Source organism: Streptomyces sp. NPDC058877 (assembly GCF_042742855.1).
In the GTDB taxonomy this organism is placed as follows: Bacteria; Actinomycetota; Actinomycetes; order Streptomycetales; family Streptomycetaceae; genus Streptomyces.
This window is the reverse complement of sequence record NZ_JBHYMF010000035.1, coordinates 14,291-28,419: the sequence shown is the minus strand read 5'-3', so window position 1 is coordinate 28,419 and position 14,129 is coordinate 14,291. Positions and strand designations below refer to the sequence as shown.

General features: G+C 72.9%; 14 protein-coding genes. 2 read left to right on the top strand and 12 right to left on the bottom strand.

Annotated features, from left to right (window positions below; all coding sequences use genetic code 11):
- Positions 1–63: 63 nt before the first annotated feature.
- The 6 genes from ACFW2Y_RS11370 to ACFW2Y_RS11345 all read right to left on the bottom strand — a co-directional run bounded on the left by ACFW2Y_RS11370 (position 64) and on the right by ACFW2Y_RS11345 (position 5,767).
- Positions 64–1,107 carry an Ldh family oxidoreductase gene (locus ACFW2Y_RS11370; RefSeq protein WP_384876586.1) on the bottom strand — a complete coding sequence of 348 codons (1,044 nt, stop codon included), beginning with the start codon at positions 1,105–1,107 and terminating at the stop codon, positions 64–66.
- 50 nt (positions 1,108–1,157) lie between these two features.
- A complete protein-coding gene (locus ACFW2Y_RS11365) occupies positions 1,158–1,997 on the bottom strand; it encodes a hypothetical protein (RefSeq protein WP_384876585.1) in 840 nt (279 codons plus the stop codon).
- A gap of 85 nt (positions 1,998–2,082) precedes the next feature.
- Entirely contained in the window at positions 2,083–2,982 is a 900-nt protein-coding gene (locus ACFW2Y_RS11360) for an aminoglycoside phosphotransferase family protein (RefSeq protein ID WP_384876584.1), read from the bottom strand.
- Positions 2,983–3,103: 121 nt separating this feature from the next.
- Positions 3,104–4,279: an enhanced intracellular survival protein Eis gene (gene eis / locus ACFW2Y_RS11355; RefSeq protein WP_384876582.1), complete on the bottom strand. Its 1,176-nt coding sequence runs from the start codon at positions 4,277–4,279 to the stop codon at positions 3,104–3,106.
- Between the two features lie 16 nt (positions 4,280–4,295).
- The gene (locus tag ACFW2Y_RS11350) at positions 4,296–4,844 is read right to left on the bottom strand and encodes a MaoC family dehydratase (RefSeq protein ID WP_384876580.1); all 549 of its coding nucleotides are present in this window, start codon (positions 4,842–4,844) and stop codon (positions 4,296–4,298) included.
- Entirely contained in the window at positions 4,844–5,767 is a 924-nt protein-coding gene (locus tag ACFW2Y_RS11345) for an HpcH/HpaI aldolase/citrate lyase family protein (RefSeq protein WP_384876578.1), read from the bottom strand. Before ACFW2Y_RS11345 ends, ACFW2Y_RS11350 begins: the two co-directional genes overlap by 1 nt.
- A 284-nt stretch (positions 5,768–6,051) precedes the next feature.
- Here ACFW2Y_RS11345 and ACFW2Y_RS11340 point away from each other — a divergent pair, with 284 nt between their 5' ends.
- Both ACFW2Y_RS11340 and ACFW2Y_RS11335 read left to right on the top strand, forming a co-directional pair.
- Entirely contained in the window at positions 6,052–7,146 is a 1,095-nt protein-coding gene (locus tag ACFW2Y_RS11340; RefSeq protein WP_384876576.1) for a helix-turn-helix domain-containing protein, read from the top strand.
- Between the two features lie 21 nt (positions 7,147–7,167).
- Positions 7,168–7,773 (top strand): HD family hydrolase, encoded by a 606-nt coding sequence (locus ACFW2Y_RS11335; protein WP_384876575.1) that lies wholly within the window; start codon positions 7,168–7,170, stop codon positions 7,771–7,773.
- A 125-nt stretch (positions 7,774–7,898) separates the two neighbouring features.
- On the opposite strand, the gene ACFW2Y_RS11330 is transcribed toward ACFW2Y_RS11335, so the two are convergent.
- The 6 genes from ACFW2Y_RS11330 to ACFW2Y_RS11305 all read right to left on the bottom strand — a co-directional run bounded on the left by ACFW2Y_RS11330 (position 7,899) and on the right by ACFW2Y_RS11305 (position 13,980).
- Positions 7,899–9,179, bottom strand: coding sequence for an MFS transporter (locus ACFW2Y_RS11330; protein WP_384876573.1), 1,281 nt, complete (start codon positions 9,177–9,179; stop codon positions 7,899–7,901).
- 161 nt (positions 9,180–9,340) lie between these two features.
- Entirely contained in the window at positions 9,341–10,648 is a 1,308-nt protein-coding gene (locus tag ACFW2Y_RS11325; RefSeq protein WP_384876571.1) for a M14 family zinc carboxypeptidase, read from the bottom strand.
- Positions 10,645–10,983: a hypothetical protein gene (locus tag ACFW2Y_RS11320; protein ID WP_384876569.1), complete on the bottom strand. Its 339-nt coding sequence runs from the start codon at positions 10,981–10,983 to the stop codon at positions 10,645–10,647. Before ACFW2Y_RS11320 ends, ACFW2Y_RS11325 begins: the two co-directional genes overlap by 4 nt.
- On the bottom strand, positions 10,980–11,903 hold the full coding sequence (locus ACFW2Y_RS11315) for a helix-turn-helix transcriptional regulator (protein WP_384876567.1): 924 nt from the start codon (positions 11,901–11,903) through the stop codon (positions 10,980–10,982). The genes ACFW2Y_RS11320 and ACFW2Y_RS11315 overlap by 4 nt, the downstream gene beginning before the upstream one ends.
- Entirely contained in the window at positions 11,900–13,786 is a 1,887-nt protein-coding gene (locus ACFW2Y_RS11310; protein ID WP_384876565.1) for a glycoside hydrolase family 15 protein, read from the bottom strand. The genes ACFW2Y_RS11315 and ACFW2Y_RS11310 overlap by 4 nt, the downstream gene beginning before the upstream one ends.
- Positions 13,783–13,980: a DUF5999 family protein gene (locus ACFW2Y_RS11305; RefSeq protein WP_384876563.1), complete on the bottom strand. Its 198-nt coding sequence runs from the start codon at positions 13,978–13,980 to the stop codon at positions 13,783–13,785. Before ACFW2Y_RS11305 ends, ACFW2Y_RS11310 begins: the two co-directional genes overlap by 4 nt.
- Positions 13,981–14,129: the final 149 nt, after the last annotated feature.

Genomic DNA, 14,129 nt, shown 5'->3' with positions numbered 1-14,129 from the left:
CCGTCGCTGCCGGTCGGCAGGAACCAGTGGAACTGCAAGCGGTTCAAGGGGGTCTCCTGGTGGTCAGTCGGAGGTGAAGTCGCCGGCCGCGCGGGCGGACAGGCGGGCGAGGAGCGGGCCGGGGACGGGGACGGTGCCGACTCGGCGGGCGGCGGCTTCGCGGGCGCGGCCCTGGTCGCCGGGGACGCGCCAGGTGCCGTCGGCCGCCGCTGCGGCCCGCAGCTGGTCCGCGAGGCGTGTGTTCGCGGCGGCCGGGTCCTTGTCGGGTGCGGCGAAGGTGGGGTCGAGGGCGATGAAGGCGTAGCCGGTGGTCCAGGTGGAGTCGACGTCGCTGCCCATGGGGAAGCCGAACAGGGAGCCGGTCAGGGACTGGACGAGCAGGGAGAGCGCGAGGCCGCGGTGCTCGCCGAAGACGATCGCGGAGGAGGCGGCGTGGGGGTCGCGGGTGGTGCGGCCGTCGGCGTCGACGAAGCACTCCTCGGGCAGAGGCCGGCCCGAGCGGCGGTGCTCCCACAGCACGCCCATCGGCGCGAGGGTGGTGCCCATGTCCGCGCTCAGGGGCTCGCCGAGCGTGGGCAGGGCGAAGGAGAGGGGGTTGACGCCGAGTACGGGGGTGGAGCCGCCGGCTGGGACGGCTTCGGCCCGGGAGGTGTTGGCGGCGATGCCGACCAGGCCGTGTGCGGCGATGGCCTCGGTGAAGGTGGACAGGACGCCGTAGCGCTGGGTGTTGATGATCCCGACCAGACCGACGCCGAGACGGCGGGCCCGCTCGATGGCGGCGGCGGTCGCGAAGTCGGCGCTGAGCGGTCCGATCTCGCGGTGCGCGTCGACGACGGCGAACGCCCCGCGCTCGCGGACGATCTCGGGCGCGGCCTGCCGTTCGGGGAAGAACCGGGATTCGAAGGCGAACTTCGCCAGCCCGTGGGAGGGCTTGCCGCGCAGTTCTCCGGTCAGGAAGTGCTCGGCCACCCGGCGGGCCGCGCTGTCGGGGACGCCCACGGCCTGGCAGGTCCGGGCCATCAGGTCCCCGAGTTCGGCGATCGGCACCGGCACGCGTGCCGGTTCGGCCGGCGCGGGACCGCGGGTGGAGATGGCGGTGTTGGACATGGTTCTCCGTTCGACGGTGGCGGGAGAAGGTGGGGAAGGAGGGGGGTGGTTCAGGTACGGGTGCGGAAGCGGCGCCAGGTCATGACGGAGCGCATCTGCCCCTCCCGCTCGGCGCGGCGTGCGGGAGGGCAGGTGGCGGCCTGCTCGGCGCGTCGCCGGGTGAGCGCGGTGACAAAGGTGTCGGCTGCCTCGGTAGGGGCGGAGGCCCAGCTGGGCAGCGCCCGGCGGGCCCACGCCTCGGCGTCGGCCGCAGGGGTGCCGGCGTCGATCAGCTGCGCGAGCAGAAAACCGGCGCTGAGCCACCCGGCGCCGCGCCCGGGCCAGGCCCAGTCCAGCAGGACGGCACTGCCGTCGCCTCGGACGAGGATGTTCCCCTCGTTCAGGTCGGTGTGCACGAGCCGGTCGCCGGCCAGCAGGCCGAGGTCCAGGTCGGCGCCGAGGTGCGCCCAGCGGTCCTCGACCCGCACTGCGGCGGCGGGGGCCGACAGGGTCGCGAGGCGTCGCAGCGCGTGGGCGGCGGCGTCACGGTCCGCCGAGCCCGGGGACAGGTCGGCGGCCCGGCCGGGGACGTGCTTGAACAGCAGCCACCGCCAGGCGCCGGCGGTGCCGTGGTGCAGCAGCCTGGGCGCGAGCGATCGGACAGCGGGTGCGAGGCGTGCCTCGGTGTCCAGGGTGAGCGCCTGGCGGTGGGACAGCGGAGTGGCCTTGAGGAACAACCGGCGCCCGGGGACGTCCAGGGACAGGCGCAGCCGGGCGGTCCTGCCCTCCGCGGCCTCGACGGCGTCGAGGACGGGGCCGGCGGCGGCTTCGACGGCGGCGCGCAGCGGCTGCGGGACGCCGCTCCACACGGTGGTCGCGGCGAGGGCGGGCAGGTCGGGGGTGAGAGTCATCGGGCAACTCCTGATCCGGATCGCTGCGGCAGGGGAGGACGCGGACCCGGCCCCAGGGCCGTGCCGGATCCGCGCGGGGTTTGTGCTAGGGCTGGCGGGCGGCCATCCGGTCCAGGACGAGGTGGCCGCGCGTCACGAGCTCGTCGCGGTCCTTGGCCAGGCCGTTGCGCAGGTAGGACACGCCGAGGCGGACGGTCAGCAGATGCAGCAGGCGGTCCTCCTCGGCCGTCAGCGGCCGGCCGTAGCCCGTGAAGTACGCCTCGCGCAGCTCCGGGCGGACGGACCAGACCGCACCGCACAACCAGGCGAACTCGGATGCGGCGACGCCGTGCGCGGCCATCGCGAAGTCGATCAGACCGTGACGACCGGTGGCCTCGTCGTACATCCAGTTCCGGGTCTCGTAGTCGCCGTGTCGGTAGACCAGCGGCAACTGCTCGGCGAGGCCGGGGAGCTCCTTCGACGCGGCCTCGACCAGGGCGAGCCGGTCGGCGGCCAGGTGCGGCGCGACATCCTCCAGGCAGTCGGCGGCTTCGTGGGCTTTGGCCTCCATGTCGGAACGAACCGCGGCGCGGTCCGCGTCCGTGCCGGGCTCGGACGCGTCGTGCCAGCGGCGCAGCAGCCGCCCGGCGTCCTCGTACAGGCGCAGCTCGGTGTTGGTTTCCAGGGGCAGGTCCCGTACGACGCGGCCGGGCAGCGGCGTGCTGAGGATCGCGCGCAGGCCCGGGTCGCAGGCCAGCAGCCGCGGCGCCTCCGTCTCGCTCAGGTGCGCCGCGGTGAAGGCGTATCCGGCGACTTCGCGCTCGAAGTCGAGGTCACTGGGACTGATCTTCACGTAGGCATCCCGGCTGGCCGCGCTCACGCACCACACGAGGGAGGTGCTGCGAGGCCAGGAACGGTCTTCGTTCGCGTCCAGGCCAGAGAGGTGGCCGACGACCCAGTCGCGCAGCTCGGGCGGGAAGGGCTTGGTGGGCTTGGCGGTCGTCATGAAGATCGGTCTCCGAACGGGGGTGTAGCGGGTGGATTAGGTGGGGCCGTGCACGCGGGTGCGAGGGGCGCGCTGCGGTTCCCGCCGGTTCAACGGCCGGATAACGGGCGGGGTGCGAGGGTCAGAAGTAGTCGGCGAGCCACGGCTCCCGGTCGGCGGTGGCGGCGAGCAGGCGGGCGAGGACGGAGTCCTCCCCGCGCAGGCCCGCCAGTGCGGCGGTGGCCGGACTGCGGTAGCCGCCGGCGTACCAGAGCGAGAACTGCCCCATGGTCAGCGTGACGTCGGCGGTACGGCCGCGCTGCGCGCCGCCGGGGAGGAGGCGGGCGCTGCCAGCACTGATACTCAGGGTCTGGCGGCTGAAACCGGCGCCGTTCAGGTCGGCGAGGTCGAGCACGAACTCGTCGTCCACGTGCTCGGGCCAGCCGCGCAGTTCGACGGCACGGGCGGGTTCGAGGACGCGCAGCATCCACGGATGCCAGGCTCTGGCCGTCGCCGTGCCGACGCTCGCGAGGCGCTGCTGCAGCAGCGGGCCGGGCGGCAGCCCGGTGCGCTCGAACATCACCGTGGGGATGCGGCCGTGGTGCCGTCCGAGGAAGGCGAGCATCGCGTCCGTGGCCGGCGCGTCGGCGGCCCAGAAGTCGTGGACGACCAGCTGTCGGCCGCCCGGGGTGCGCTGCGTCGCCGTCGTCAGGACACCCCTCGTCTCCCGCCCGTGCGCGGCGAACGCGTACGTCTCCAGGTCCGGATGCCGTTCCTGCTGCCAGGTGCCCCACCAGGCGGGCCGCTGCCACGGCCCGTTCCACCGCCCGGCCAGCCGGTCCCGCAGGTCCGCGAGCTGCGCGGTGTCGCCGTGGGTGATCTCCATCGTGTCGGCGGCGGCCTGCTTGAGGGCGGCGGTGGGCACCGTCCAGGAGAACACCTGTGCCGGGGCCTCCCAGCCCAGCCGCCGCACGTAGCCGTTGGAGGCCGTCCACAGCGTGGCAAGGACCGCGCCCTGGTCCTGCAGGGCGCGCACCCTCTCCTGCACGAGGTGGGCGGCGAGTCGGCCGCCGCGCTCCTCCGGGGCGACGCAGCCGCAGCCCATGCTCGCGGCGGGCACCGGCCGGCCGCCGAACCACTGCGGCACGAGCATGCCCATGCCCCCGGCGACGACCCGGCCGCCGCGCAGCGCCACCCGCCGGTCCGCGTACGGTCCCAGGCGCGTGATGTCGGGCACCGGCTGGCCGTAGGCGCGGCGGGCCAGAGCGTCGTACTCCTCCCACTGGGCGTCGTCGGCCTCGGTGAACTCCACGTCCATGGTGGCTCCCCTTCTTCTAGTAGCCGGTGGCGTCGCGGACGACGTCCGGGTCGGCGGGGACGAAGAAGGTGCGGGTGCCGGTGACGACCAGCTCGCCACGCTGGTTGAACCCGTCGACCCGGCAGGTGACGATGCCCTGGTCGGGGCGGCTGTTCGAGCGGCGGGCGGACAGGACGGTGCTGCGCGCGGACAGGGTGTCGCCGACGTGGACGGGCTTCTTCCAGCTGACCTCGTCCAGGGCGAGGTTGCCGGTGGTCATGCCGCTGGTGGTGCGGACCGTCATCCCGAGCACGATGTTGAGGGTGAGCATCCCGCACACCAGAACCCGCGGGTGGCCGGTACGGCGGCAGTACTCGGTGTCGGAGTGGACCGGCGCCTCATTGCCCATCAGCGCGAGGACCTGCACGTGCTCGGCCTCGGTCACCGTCCGGGCCGGCCGGTGCTCGATGACCAGGCCGGGCACGAGGTCGTCCAGGCCCAGGCCGACGACCTCCCGGAGGCGGCCGTCCTCCACCTGGCGGAACCCAGCCGGGACGGATGACGGGGGCTGCTGCTTCTGCATCATCAGCTCGCTTTCGTGACAGAGGTGGTGGTGACGGCGGGGCGATGGCCGGCTCGGCGGACGACGGCGAGGGCGGCCTCGACGAGCGGCGGCCCCACCATCACGCCGTCCGCCGTGGTGATGGCGCCGCCCGCCTTGGCCACCGCGGAGGCCGCGTCGAGCACCGCACGAGCCGCCTCGAGCTCGCGCGGGCTCGGAGCGAACGCCTGCGCGATGACGCTCAGCTGGCGCGGGTGGACAGCGACCTTGCCCGCGAAGCCCAGCTCGACCGCCTCCAGGGCGTCCCGGCGCAGCCCGTCCTGGTCATCGAGAGAGAAGAAGGGCGAGTCCACGGCCGGAATCCCGGCAGCGGCGGACGCAGTGACGAGCTGAGCGCGCGGGTACCACATCGCCCGGGACGTGAGCTGGCACCCAGCCGCCGCCGCGTAGTCGGCGGCGCCGAAGAGCACGCCCGCCAGACCCGGTGACTGCACGATGCAGGACAGTTCGACGATTCCCCGCGGGGACTCGATCAGCGCCCAGACCTTCGGCGCTGTCTGCGCCCCGCGCGCGGCCTGCACGACGGCCTCGATCTCGCGGCCCGACTCAACTTTGGGCACTACGACGAGGTCCGGCCGCAACCTCCCTTCGTCCATGGCGGCAAGGTCCCGCAGGCCCTCGGCGCCGTCCACCGCGTTGATCCGCACGCCCAGCAGCGGCCCGCCGGCCCCCCGCGTGCGGGCACCGGCGAACGCCAGGACGGCCGCTCGGGCATCGGCCTTGGACCCGGCCGGCACCGAATCCTCCAGGTCGAGCAGCACCACATCGGCGCCGGAGCCGACCGCCGTGTCGAAACGCGCGGGCGCGATACCGGGAGTCACCAGCCAGGTCGGCCCACTGGGCCCGGCAGGGTAGGGCGGCGCGGAGTTCGCCCGATTCAGCTGCACGTCGATCTCCTCTCGAACGGTCGACCGGCCCGGTCGCTGCCCGTACGAGCACGACGGACCGGAAGCAGGAACAGGGATTCGGGCAACGGCACCCGGGCGGTCGGACATCGAGCGGGGGTGGCAGTGCGCTGTGCGCTCTGGCCGATGCCCCGAACCATCACTCGCGGCTCAGCTCGCCGAACTAGCCTAGGAAGACCGTGTTCTGAAGAAGACTCACTCCCGGTACGGGTTTGTCTGCGCGGGCGGGCAGGGGGCACAGCCGGGGTCGACCGGAAGGAACCGACATGGGGACCGGGAGCCGGAGCTGGGCCGCTACCGGCGTGGTCTCGGGGTTCATCCTTCGGATACTGCGCGAGAGCATCCCCCTCCCGCAGACCGTCCTGGCCGAGCATCTGGATATCGACCTCGGCACCGTCCAGGGCTGGGAGAGCGGGCGCCGGCCGCTCGGCAACGTCCGCACGATGGACCTGCTGCAGTTGCGCCGCCGCCTGGCGCTCCTGGGCGCCGACGGATCCCTGCTCGGCTGGCTGGAGGCCGCGATGGACGCCGACCGGATCCTCACCGCCGTGCTGCACCCGCCGGCCGACCCCGCCGACCACCCGCTGGCGGGCTGGGTGCAGTCCCGCGAGACGGCGCACCTGGTCGCCTGGGCGGTACGCGGCATCATCCCGCCCGCCCTGCGGTCGCGCGCCACCCGGACGCGCCGCGGCCCCGTCCCCGCCGGACCGCAGCTCTCGGCCGCCGACCGGGCGGACTTCTTCGCCCAGCTTCGCCGGACCGCGGAAAGCGCCGACCGGGCGGGGGAGCGCGGGCTGCTCCTGCGCCGCCAGAGCCTCTACCTCGCGTCCTACGATCCGGCCCCCGACGCCGGGGACTGGGCTGAGGCGGCGCTGCGCACCATGCGCCCGGCTCTGGCCCTGCGCGACTACACGCCGCGCTGGATCGAGGCCCGCACCGCCGCGACGGTCGCTGCCCGCCAGGGCGACCCGGTTCCCCTGCGCGACTTCGTCGACGCCATGGCCGACGACCAGCACAGCGAGCTCGCCAACCTCGCCTACTGGGCCTACTGGCTTGGCTCCATGCCGCCCACCCAGCCGGACGACGGGTTCCTCCACCGGCCGGATCCGACCGCGTGGAGCCCGGTCCACCTGTTCCAGCAGCTGGCCGGCTCGCTCCACGACGCGCCCGGCACCGTCGACCTGTACGTGCACTCCCTCCACACCCTGCTCCACCTTCACCCCTGGCTGCCGCTCGCCGACCCCGCCGCCGCCCGGCGTCTGGGCGGGCGCGCTGTCGAGCTCCTCGACGCCGGGGTCCTGTCCCCGGTATCGCGACGCGACTTCGAATCGGTCCACTACCGTCTCTCGCAGCCGAACTGACGAACCGCCAGGAGAAACGACGTGCCCGAACACGCACCCACCGACGCCGAGACCGCCGCCACAGCCGCCTTGCTCTTCGAGGCCGGCGCCCTGCGCAACCAGCCGCGCACCGGCTGGCCCTACGACGGCGTTCCCCTCTCTGCCACCGAGACCGTCGCCGAGCACAGCCACCGCACCACCGTCATCGGCGTCGCACTGGCCGCGATGGAAGGCGCCGACCCCGCCCGCACTGCCCTGCTGTGTGCGCTCCACGATCTCCACGAGACCCGTGTCGGTGATCAGACGCCGGTCACCCGTCGCTACGTCGCGACCGCTGACCCGCGGAAGGTGACAGCCGACCAGGTGACCGGCGCGCACCCGTCCGTCGGGAGCGCCGTCACGGCGGCCGTCGAGGAGTTCGAAGTCGGGGAGACCCTCGAAGCCAGGTGCGCGCGCGACGCCGACAAACTGGACTGCTTTTACCGGGCCTTGGAGTACCGGGCGGTCGGCTACCGCACCGACGGCAAGATCGAAAGGTGCCGCGCCGCGTTGAAGACAGACTCCGCCCGCAGCCTCGCGGACGCCGCCGCCGCGATGGAACCCACCCAGTGGCAGCGCACGCTGCCCGGTGTACCGGCCGTACGCTGAGCTGCCCTCAGCTGTTCCAGTCCATTCCGCTGGTACGGGATCGGAATCCTCCGCTGGGCGGCGACGCAGGGGAGCGTCCGTTTCAGAGCAGTGGGCCTGCTGCTTTTCGCCGTTGTCGGACAGCTTCATTGAGCGCCCCCCTCGTCCTTGGCCGTCAGACGTCGGACGGGTGAGCGCCACAACATCCCCACGGGCAGCAGGAGGGCGATCACCCCGATGGCCATCACGGCGCGGACGCTGATGAGGGTGCTGAGGGCGCCGGCGGCAAGCGCGGTGAGCGGCAGGATTCCGGTGGTGAGCCACAGGCTGGTCTGCTGGACGCGAGAGCGGAGTCGTGCAGGGCTGGTCTGCTGCTGTATGGAACGCTGGGTCGTACCGATACAGGTCGCCGTCGCCCAATGGAGGAATCCGCTGCCGACGAGGATCGCGAGCCAGGCTGGGCCCGGCTGGGCGAGCATCGGGGGGACGTGCATCAGCGCGTAGACGGGCCAGGCGCAAAGGAGGACCAGGCCGGTCCCGTGCCGGCGGGCGAGCCTGGGAGCGAGGAGTGCCCCGATGAGCCCGCCGAGGCTGCCGGCGCCCATGATCATGCCGAGGCCCGTGGTCCCCTTCTGCACGGTGTGCAGAAGGTGGTAGGGCAGGAGCGGTGCGGTCAGCCCGTCCCCTACGCCAGTAACGGCCAAGGCCAGGAGCAGCGGACGCAGTACCCGATCGCTCGCGCAGTGGGCGACGCCCTCTCGAATCGCGAGGATCGCCGGCTGCCGCTCGGTCCGAACTTGGACGGGGGCGGACAGGGCGCGGATCCGGGCCGCGCACCACGCGGAGACGACGTACGACAGGGCGTCGACGGCGAAGGCCCGGGCTGCGCCGACTGTGGCCACGAGGAGAGTGCCCAAAGCGGCGCCGGTAGTGCCGGCGATGGTTAACACGGCAGTGAGGCGGGCGTGGGCCTGGTGCAGCTGTCCCGGAGCGGCCAGCCTGGGGATGGCCGCGAGCGACGTGGCCGAGTGCAGCGTCGATGCGGTGCCCAGGGCGAGGGCGACGGCGTAGAGGAGCGGCATCGACAGCCGGTCGAAGGCGGCGGCGAGGGGGATCACGCTCACCAGGGCAGCCGCGGTCAGGTCCGTCGAGATCAGTATGGTGCGCAGCGGGTGGCGGTCCAGAACCACGCCCGCGGGCAGCGCGACCACCAGAGCGGGGAGCCTCGCGGCGCAGGCCAGGAGGGCGACCTGCCCCGGGTCGGCGTGGAGGTAGAGGACGGCGAGCGCTGGTAGGGCGATGGCGTGCACAGCAGACCCCGCGTGACCGATGCCTTCGCCCATCAGCATCAGGGCGAACGACCGCTTCACGCCCTGGGCGCGGTTGAGGAAGGGCGGTTTGGTGTGGATCTCGGGTGCCGCTGTCACAGAGGGGCTCCGGGAGACAGAGAAGGGTGGTCGGGGACAAGGGAGTACGGTGCGGCCTTCGGGGTGAGCAAGGCGTCCGTGGGTGGTGCGGGTGACGGGCGCCTGCGCCACCCGGTAGGAACTGATGCCGCAGGCGGGGCTGGCCGTTGGCGGCCGGCTGGTCAGCGGGGGCCGTCGGTCGCCGCGCCGACGCCGACCGGGGGTCCCGGCGGAAGCGTCCGGGCCATGGCCAGGACGAAGTCCGTCTGGTATCCGGCGGTGTGGGACAGCGGAAGGGGCCGGGGGCGGAGGGCCTGTTCCGCCCGGCGGCACCAGGCGAGCAGGATGGCCTCGGTCTTGGCTCGCCGCTCGTGGAGCTGGTTGCTGTAGGGGCCGGTGGCGAGGGGCTGGTTGCTGTGGCGCAGGAGCATGCCCGCGGCGCGCGCCGGGACGAGGAGGACCAGGTCCTGCCCCTTGCCGGATCCGGGGCTCTGCTGGATCTGCCGGATCATCACGGGGAGGATCGAGAGAATCTCCTTCGCGGCGGACAGGAACACAGATTCCTCGTTCGGGACTGCGGCGTGCTCGGCGATGAGGTCGCCGAGCACGTGGCGGGCGTCTTCGAGGATGCCGATGGCTTCCTGGGGCGAGAGCTTGAGGGAGGTGGACGCCCACATCGGGACCTCTGTGAAGACGCCGAGGCCGCCGTGCCGGTCGGTGTAGTGGGCGCTGCTGGATCCGGCGGGCTTCCACTCCTGGTCGTCGCCCCTGCTGCTGTCGCCGTCCACCTTGGCGACGGCCGGAGGTGCCAGGAGGTAGGCGCCGGTCCCGATGGAGGGGAGGCCGATGCAGTCCGAGGGCGTCTCCTCGACGGGCAAGCCGTACCGGGCCGCCAGGTCCGCCATGACCGGAGCGAGGCCGGGCTCGGCACGGGAGGTCATCGCCCACACACCGCCGGAGTCGCTCCCGTGGAGCGAGACGGTCAGGGCCGGCCGCACGTCGTCGATCACGCTCATGAGGGCGCGGGTCTCCGGCAGGGGCGCGTTGAACGACTCCGTGGGGAAGGTCCACTCGGGCTGTGCGGCGGCCGTGGGCCGGTACAGGCCGCGGTGGTACGACGCCATTGTCGGAGGCCAGGTCCTCGACCACCAGTCCTGGTTGGCCGCGACGCCGTCGGGGTCGGCGCATCCCACGAGGTGCCAGGTGACCGTCTTGCGGTCCTCGGGGTGTTCGGCGATGTACCGGGCGAGCGCGGGGATCACCGCGAGCCCGATCGGTTCGTTCGGGTGCGGGGCGCCGATGACGAGGACGTGCTCGGGGCCTCCGGGGATGGTCAGCATGAGCATGGGACGGCCGGCGCGGGAGCGGCCGATCTCGCGGAGGGCGCAGGCCGCCGGGTGCTCGGTGGCGATCTTCTCCAGCTCCTGGTCCAGTTCCTCCAGCGTGGGCGGCCGGTCGCCGATGTATGGGGCGAAGGTTCCGCGGGTCACGACCAGACCTCCTTGCTGTGGTCGCCATCGTGGATCGGGACGGTGTGGTGGGCGGGGCCCAGCGCGTGGGGTTCGTAGCGGTAAATGTGGGTGCTGCTGGCCGTGGCGTTGGCCGCGTACTGCGGCTGCTCTTCGGCGTGCGGCTCCAGGTCCGGCGCGGACGCGGCGGCGCGTTCCTGGGCGCTGTCGATCTCGTGGGCGACCAGGCTTCCGGCCAGGGTGATACCGACGGCGTTCATGCCGAGGATCATGAGGCCGGGGATGGTTTCGAGGAGATCGAAGGCGGACCATCCGACTCGGGTGGCGGGGACGGGTAAGCGTGCCTTGTGGGTCACGGCTGCTCCTTTCCGGAGGCGGGGTTGAAGAGGCTGGGCAGGAGGCCCCAGAAGGCGGCCAGGGCGATGAGGTGCGGGTCGGTGCGGGCTCTGCACCGTTCGCGCAGCTCGTCGACGTGGTCGAGGAACGGGCCGCTGGACCGGAGTTCGTCTGGGAGGTCGTCGTCCGTGGCGAGGCCGGCGAGGACGCGCAGGACGGCGAGGTCGGCTGGGGAAAGCTCGGGGGCCAGCATCGACACGGCAGGGGGAGCGACGTGGCCGCCTGCGAGCAGGGCGGCGGCTTTGCGGACGGCGGTGGGCGCGCCGAAGTAGCGGCCGATCCGGCTCAGGTGCTGGCGGATGGTCCCGACGGGCATTCCCAGCTCCTCGGCCATCTGCGTGTCCGACGCGCCGGTGAGCAGCAGTCGCCCGACTGTCAGCTGGGCCGGGGTGAGCGGGCGCGGCTTGGACGGGGCGGTGACGCGGGCCGGTGCCCTGCTGGGGAGTCGTGGTCCCGTCGGGGCATGGGTGAGGACGGCAGGGAGAAGCGGGCCGTGCAGGACGCGGTGAAGGTCGGCGGGCGAGGTGACGCCCTGGCCGGGGGGCACGGCCCAGTGAACGTCCCGGCCGCCGGTCGTTGTCAGCGGCGGGATGCCTATGGGTCTGCCCTTCGGCATGACCCGGACGCCGTAGGGCCAGTCGTGCGGGAGGACGGAATCGGGCGGCAGCAGGAAGTGCCATGCTCGCGTGGTGCTGTTGGCGAGCACGGGTCCGGTGCGCGGGCCCAGCGCGGTCAGCGACGGGCGGGCGAGGTCGGCCGGGACGCGGACCGCGGTGAAGTCCTCGCCACAGCGAGCGCGGAGGGTCTCGCTGCTGCCCGATATCCAGGAAGGCATGTCCCAGCCGCCCACGAACGAGCGGGTGTGCGTCCAGGCCGTCACGACTCCGCTCCCACTAGGTGGGGCGAGCTGAAGGCAGGGAGGTCCGCGAGTGCGGCCGTCGCGCCGAGGTGACCGACGTGGCTGAACGCCTGAGGGAAGTTGCCGAGCTGGCGGCCGGTGGCCGGGTCGTACTCCTCGGCGAGCAGGCCGAGTCCGTTGCGGACGGCGAGGAGGCTGCCGAGGACGATGCGGGCCTCGTCGGGCCGGCCGATCAGGGCGAGGGACTCGGCGAGCCACCCGGTGCAGACGAGGAAGCGTCCCTCGTCGCCGGGGAATCCGTCGGCCCCGACATCGTCGCCGGCGGTGCGGTAGCGCAGGACGAGTCCGTCGTCGGTGCCCAGCTCACGCTGGACGGCCTCGATGGTGCCGATCACCCGCTTGTCGTCGGCGGGCAGGAAACCCACGAGCATGGCGTGCAGGAGCGAGGCATCCAGCTCCCGTGACCCGTACGACTGGGTGAAGGAGGCGAGGTCGTCGTCGAAGCCCTTCTCGCACACCTCGGCGTGGATCGTCTCGCGCAGCGCCCGCCACCGCTCCAGCGGCCCGTCGGCGTGGCTGGCCTCGATCGCGCGGACGGCGCGGTCGAAGGTCACCCAGGCCATGATCTTGGAATGGGTGAAGTGGCGCTCCGGACCGCGCATCTCCCAGATGCCCGAGTCGGGCCGGTCCCAGACCCGCTCCAGCTCCTCGGCGAGCGCGACGATGAACGAACCGAGCCACCGGGACCAGCTGCTGTCCGCCTGGGCGAGTTCGTAGAGCTCTACGGCGAGTTCGCCGTAGACGTCGACCTGGAGCTGGTCCGCGGCGGCGTTGCCGATACGGACCGGCGTGGACTGCTCGTACCCCGGCAGCCAGCCCAGCTCCCTCTCCGGCAAGTCCCTCTCGCCGCCGACCCCGAACATGATCTGCCGCCGGTCCTGGCCGTGGGTGGCCTGCACAGCCCAGCTCACCCAGGCGAGCGCCTCGCTCAGATAGCCGTACTTGCGCAGGGCTCCGGCGGTGAGCGCCCCGTCCCTCAGCCAGGCGAAGCGGTAGTCGTAGTTCCGGACACCGTCGATCTCCTCCGGCAGCGAGGTCGTCGGCGCGGCCACGATCGCGCCTGTCGGGGAGTAGACGAGGGCGCCCAGCGTGATCAGGGAGCGGACGACCGCCTCGCGATCGGGGCCGGAGTAGGTGCAGCGCTCCGCCCACGCCTCCCAGAAGTCCAGGCTGAACTTCAGCAGGGAATCGTCGACGGGCACGGCCCGCGGACTGTCCACGCCCTCGCGCCAGGAGAGGCCGAAGGCGACCGTCTGGCCGGCGGTGACGGTGAAATCCGAGACGAGGTCGGCGCGGTCGACGTGCACGGGGACGGTGGCGTCGAGCCACAGCCGGCCACCGTCGTGCTCCGGCAGGTCGATCGCGTGGTGCCCGTCGAACTCGACGATCCGGGGGACGATGGCTCCGTAGTCGGGGCGGGCCCGCAGCAGCGACCGCATGGTCATCGTGCCCGAGAGCCCGGTCACGACCCGCACCAGGCGCGGGGAGCCACCGCCGGGCACCATGAAGTCGGAGACGACGACGCTCGCCGTGGCGTGGCTCCATGTGGTCTGCAGGATCAGCGAGTTGCCCGCGTACTGGCGGCCGGAGGCGGGGATGGCGGTGCCGTCCATGAGCACGGTGGGCGCGATCTGCCAGAAGCCGTGCTCCTCCGTGCCCAGGAGGCCGGCGAAGACGGCCGCGTCGTCGAACCGAGGCATGCACAGCCAGACGATGCTGCCGTCCCGGCGGACCAGGGCACTGCCCTTCTGGTCGCCCAGCAGGGCATGGTCCTCGATTCGCGGGCCGACGACCGGCACGCGGTCGACCGCGTGCTGGTGCGGGATGGCGGGCAGGGCGCTCACGCGGCCACCGCCGCGGTCATGGGACGGTGCGGGGCGATGATCTGGCCGTCGGGCAGCAGCTCACCGGTGTCCTCGAAGAGCAGGACGCCGTTGCACAGAAGGCTCCACCCCTGCTCGGGGTGATGGGCCGAGAGACGGGCCGCCTCACGGTCTGCGGAGTCGGCGCTCGGGCACGGGGGTTGGTGCTGACACATGGTGGGAGTCCTTGTGGGTACGGCAGGAGACGGGAGCGGTGGACGAGCAAGCCGGCGGCTTCCGGTGGTCAGTTCCCGGGGGGCACGAGCGGAGATTGCCGAGCGCTCGGAGGCCGGGAGGAGCCAGGGAGCCAGACGGACGTTCGCTC

Coding starts and splice junctions, on each gene's coding strand:
- ACFW2Y_RS11370 (WP_384876586.1), bottom strand. CDS start 1,107: ATGTCCAACACCGCCATCTCCACCCGCGGTCCCGCGCCGGCCGAACCG.
- ACFW2Y_RS11365 (WP_384876585.1), bottom strand. CDS start 1,997: ATGACTCTCACCCCCGACCTGCCCGCCCTCGCCGCGACCACCGTGTGG.
- ACFW2Y_RS11360 (WP_384876584.1), bottom strand. CDS start 2,982: ATGACGACCGCCAAGCCCACCAAGCCCTTCCCGCCCGAGCTGCGCGAC.
- eis (WP_384876582.1), bottom strand. CDS start 4,279: ATGGACGTGGAGTTCACCGAGGCCGACGACGCCCAGTGGGAGGAGTAC.
- ACFW2Y_RS11350 (WP_384876580.1), bottom strand. CDS start 4,844: ATGATGCAGAAGCAGCAGCCCCCGTCATCCGTCCCGGCTGGGTTCCGC.
- ACFW2Y_RS11340 (WP_384876576.1), top strand. CDS start 6,052: ATGGGGACCGGGAGCCGGAGCTGGGCCGCTACCGGCGTGGTCTCGGGG.
- ACFW2Y_RS11305 (WP_384876563.1), bottom strand. CDS start 13,980: ATGTGTCAGCACCAACCCCCGTGCCCGAGCGCCGACTCCGCAGACCGT.